General features: G+C 44.4%; 5 protein-coding genes. 1 reads left to right on the top strand and 4 read right to left on the bottom strand.

Annotated features, from left to right (window positions below):
- Positions 1-479, top strand: a 479-nt coding sequence (locus F3741_04045) for a lipid-binding SYLF domain-containing protein (GenBank protein MZG29973.1), incomplete at its 5' end; no start/stop codon positions are given.
- A 13-nt stretch (positions 480-492) separates the two neighbouring features.
- Here F3741_04045 and F3741_04040 read toward each other — a convergent pair.
- The 4 genes from F3741_04040 to pyrF form a co-directional block, all read right to left on the bottom strand.
- Entirely contained in the window at positions 493-771 is a 279-nt protein-coding gene (locus F3741_04040; GenBank protein ID MZG29972.1) for a chemotaxis protein CheX, read from the bottom strand.
- A gap of 52 nt (positions 772-823) precedes the next feature.
- Positions 824-1,933 (bottom strand): phosphonate ABC transporter, permease protein PhnE, encoded by a 1,110-nt coding sequence (gene phnE / locus F3741_04035; GenBank protein MZG29971.1) that lies wholly within the window; start codon positions 1,931-1,933, stop codon positions 824-826.
- 82 nt (positions 1,934-2,015) lie between these two features.
- Positions 2,016-2,471: a DUF4149 domain-containing protein gene (locus tag F3741_04030; protein ID MZG29970.1), complete on the bottom strand. Its 456-nt coding sequence runs from the start codon at positions 2,469-2,471 to the stop codon at positions 2,016-2,018.
- 18 nt (positions 2,472-2,489) lie between these two features.
- Positions 2,490-2,900, bottom strand: a 411-nt coding sequence (pyrF, locus tag F3741_04025) for an orotidine-5'-phosphate decarboxylase (GenBank protein MZG29969.1), incomplete at its 5' end; no start/stop codon positions are given.

The raw sequence follows: 2,900 nt of genomic DNA, 5'->3' as shown, positions 1-2,900 counted from the left end.
CACGTTATGGTAAAGGTTTTGTTTCCGCACGTTCCAAAGACACCGGTGAATGGGGCGCACCTTCTTTTCTCTATACCGCCGGCGGCAGTTTCGGGTTTCAGTTTGGAGCAGAAGCGGTTGACCTGATTCTGCTGGTCATGACACAAAGAGGATTGGAAGGGTTGCTCAGTGAAAAATTCACTTTGGGTGGAGACATTGCTATCGCGGCAGGTCCTGTTGGCCGTCACGCTGAAGCGTCCGCCGATATATTCATGCAAGGTGAAATTTATTCCTATTCCCGCAGTAAAGGTATTTTTGGAGGGGTATCTTTGAAAGGGACCATTATTTCTTCCGACCTGGATGCCAACCAGGCTTATTATGGTCAGCCTCTGACAGCTGAAAATATTTTGATTACCAATCAGGCAGTGAAAATTCCCGAATCAGGAAAACAATTCATCAAAATCTTCAATCATCTGGCTCCATACAAAAAAGATAAATAACAAAAGGGAATAGCTAAAGAAACGTTTGGACCGTTTTATGATCCCGGTTTTTGTGCAAAGAATCATCGGTAGCACCGATCATTTCCACCAGGATATTATCTTTTCCAAAGGAAAGTATTATAGAGGGGGCTTTCTTTCTCAAGACAGGTTTTATGTCTTTACCTTTCAGGATGGTCGGAAGGGAACGCTCTGTTTTCAGGTTGATAGTTTTTAAATCCATATCTATATCACCAAATACGATGTTGGCGATTTCGCTGATCAGGTCACCTATTTCTTCGCTGTTGCTGTCCATTTCAACACCCACAAACTTCGATGAAATTTTTCTAACAGAATACTACCCTTTTCTATTGCACCCGGGCCCTGATTTTTGCGCTAAGAGTATCGAGCGTGATGACAACTATTGCTATAGCCAGCAAGGCTGTTCCTGCTTCATTATATTTAAGAAGGTTGATCCATTGCTGCAATAAAAACCCAATCCCTCCACCACCTACAAATCCGATAATGGTAGACATGCGCACATTAATATCCCAACGGTAAAAACTTAATGCCATAAACTGAAGGATCACCTGTGGCAGGACACCAAAATAGATCACCTGAATTGGTTTAGCTCCAACAGATGTGACAGCCTCTACCGGACCCGGGTCAACGCACTCGATCTGTTCCGAAAATAATTTCCCTAAAGCGGCAACAGAATGAACCCCTAATGCCAGCACTCCCGCAAACGGTCCTATTCCCACCCAAACCACAAAAAGGATAGCCATGATCAATGGCTCTATGGATCGCAATACATTCAAACCTGTACGCACTACATAATATATAAAGGTGCCGATCCGACTTCCCGTCATAAGGTTTCGTGCTCCTAGAAAGCTTATGGGCACAGCCACCAGCACACCAAAGGTTGTTGCCATTAACGCCAGGAAAACAGTCTCAACCATTTTTTCAAAGGTTAGACTTAGGGTTTCGCTGGCTTGCCATCCCCCCTCATCCCAGCTTATTACTGCTTTAACAACCTGGCGCAAACCGCGCGCGCTTGGGGGAACAGTGATGTCTTTATTAAACTCACCCGACGAATCAGTACTGAACGAACCCAGTGGAAACTCCTGCTCTATAGCGTTGACCCAATACAGACTGCCATACTGTTCGGGTTCGAGGCCGATACCCTGTACGGATAGACGGTCCGAAATTTCACCTGAATAACTGGATAAAATCAGTCTAGGTCCTGTACTTTCAGTCAACTTGGGGGTATCGTTACTCTGGGATAACAAAAATGGAACTTCAACAACTTGTGTTTTTTTGTCGCGAGTGAAAAGGTCAGGTTGCGCCAGTTCCCTAACAAGGGGTTTTACAAGATGGAAATCGCGAAACAATTCCCCCACCTCTATTTCTGTCACCTTCCAACCGTAGCTGTACACCATTAAGACAGCAAGAAGAATAACAAAACGTTTTGTCTTCATATATCCATCCTGAATGCTATTTCTTATATTTTTCAGCTAATAAGAGGTTCATACAACCAGGAGATTCTTGCCTTACTAAAAGCTATTGAGCATCTAAAGCCACACTGGTCAGCCAAAGCAGCCAGAGCCCGGCAAAAAGGACCGCAGCATTCAACTTTACTGATAAGGAATGCAATGTTTTGAAGCGGGATTCAAGGGCAGGCTTTTCATCTTCGGAGGAATCTTTTATTTGTTCTTTGAGGACTTTAGCTTTTGGATTCACACCCAATCCCGCACAAACTGAACCAGCCATCATGATACCCCAGGCACACCACATGAGACCTTCAGGCTTGTTAAACAAAAATGTCAGCAGGATCAAACCACCGCACACATAACCAACCATGTAATACCGGGGAAAAATGATACCGACAATTTCACCGGCTTTTTCACGCTCAAGAGTTTTAAAAACTACAGGCGCGACAAAAAAAGAAAAAAAGATAATGCTGCCAATCCAGCAAACCAGACTGAGCAGATATATAAAGTTTAATAAAGAAGACATTTACATTCCCGGACCTGCCTATTTGGAATTATCGAATATTGAAATTTCTTCAATAATTTTTTGAGCCGCTTCTCTTGGGTCTTCAGCATTACGAATAGGCCTGCCAACAACAATCATATCTGCCCCATCCCTTATTGCCTGAGAAGGTGTCGCGATTCGGCTTTGATCATCACCTGAAACACTCGCCCATTCCGGGCGTATGCCTGGCACTACAATTTTGAAACTTGTTCCGCATTTCTGCTTGACCACCTTTGCCTCTTCCCCTGAACAAACCACCCCGGCACAACCTGAGTTTTGTGCACGGACAGCGCGATCCAAAACCAGGGCCGCGGTGTTGATGTCCTCACGAATTCCAAGATTTGCCAGTGAAGAAGCACTCGTGCTTGTTAACACTGTTACAGCCAGCACTTCCAGTCCTGATTTTTTTAC

The sequence above is a fragment of the Nitrospinota bacterium genome, assembly GCA_009873635.1.
Lineage (GTDB): Bacteria > Nitrospinota > Nitrospinia > Nitrospinales > VA-1 > LS-NOB.
The sequence above is the reverse complement of the archived record's forward strand: the minus strand, read 5'-3'. Positions and strand labels throughout refer to the sequence as shown.

What these genes read in the sequence shown, in the direction of transcription:
- F3741_04040 (MZG29972.1), bottom strand. Translation starts at nt 771, where the DNA reads ATGGACAGCAACAGCGAAGAAATAGGTGACCTGATCAGCGAAATCGCC.
- phnE (MZG29971.1), bottom strand. Translation starts at nt 1,933, where the DNA reads ATGAAGACAAAACGTTTTGTTATTCTTCTTGCTGTCTTAATGGTGTAC.
- F3741_04030 (MZG29970.1), bottom strand. Translation starts at nt 2,471, where the DNA reads ATGTCTTCTTTATTAAACTTTATATATCTGCTCAGTCTGGTTTGCTGG.